General features: G+C 70.0%; 1 protein-coding gene. It reads left to right on the forward strand.

Translation table 11 applies throughout. The features are described from left to right. A partial coding sequence (gene garD, locus ALA01S_RS31055) for a galactarate dehydratase (RefSeq protein ID WP_066343637.1) occupies positions 1–1255 on the forward strand: 1255 nt, incomplete at both ends.

The raw sequence follows: 1255 nt of genomic DNA on the forward strand, positions 1-1255 counted from the left end.
TGGCCACGCGCAAGGTGGAGTTGCCGCCGCTGGAGGGTTTCACCTTCGAGGGCTTCCGCAACCCGGACGGCTCGGTGGGCACGCGCAACCTGCTGGCCATCACCACCACCGTGCAGTGCGTGGCCGGCGTGCTGGAGCACGCCGTGCAGCGCATCCGCCAGGAGCTGCTGCCGCAGTTCCCCCACGTGGACGGCGTGGTGGGCCTGGAGCACGGCTACGGCTGCGGCGTGGCCATCGACGCGCCGGACGCCGTCATCCCCATCCGCACGCTGCGCCACATCTCCATGAACCCGAACTTCGGCGGCGAGGCGCTGGTGGTCAGCCTGGGCTGCGAGAAGCTGCAGCCGGAGCGGCTGCTGCCGCCGGGCAGTTTTGCCATCCGCGACCTGCGCACCGGCCAGGCCACGGAGCCGGCGCTGGACGTGGTGACGCTGCAGGAGCACGACGGCTTCACGGCCATGCTCGACACCATCGTGGCCCGCGCCCGCGTGCACCTGCAACGGCTGAACGCGCGCCGGCGCGAGACGGTGCCGGCCTCGGAGTTGATTGTTGGCGTGCAGTGCGGCGGCTCGGACGCCTTCAGCGGCGTCACCGCCAACCCGGCCGTGGGCTTTTGCGCCGACTTGCTGGTGCGAGCCGGCGCCACCGTGATGTTCTCGGAGACCACCGAGGTGCGCGACGGCGTGGCGCAGCTCACCGCGCGCGCCGCGACGCCGGAAGTGGCGCAGGCCGTGATCCGCGAAATGGCCTGGTACGACGAGTACCTGCAGCGCGGCAGCGTGGACCGCAGCGCCAACACCACGCCGGGCAACAAGAAGGGGGGCCTGTCCAACATCGTGGAGAAGGCCATGGGCTCCATCGTGAAGTCCGGCTCGGCGCCGATTGCGGGTGTGCTGTCACCCGGCGAAAAGCTCAATGGGAAAAAGGGGCTGATCTACGCAGCCACGCCGGCGTCGGACTTCATCTGCGGCACGCTGCAGCTGGCCGCGGGCATGAATTTGCACGTCTTCACCACCGGCCGCGGCACGCCCTACGGGCTGGCGGAGGTGCCGGTGATCAAGGTGGCCACGCGCTCGGACCTGGCACGGCGCTGGCACGACCTGATGGACGTGAACGCCGGGCGCATCGCCGACGGCGAGGCCACCATCGAGGAAACGGGCTGGGAGATGTTCCGCCTGATGCTGGACGTGGCCAGCGGCCGCAAGCAGACCTGCGCCGAGCGGCTCAAGCTGCACAACGCGCTGGTGTTGTTCAA

The sequence above is a fragment of the Azohydromonas lata NBRC 102462 genome (genome assembly GCF_001571085.1).
Taxonomy (GTDB): Bacteria; Pseudomonadota; Gammaproteobacteria; order Burkholderiales; family Burkholderiaceae_C; genus Azohydromonas; species Azohydromonas lata.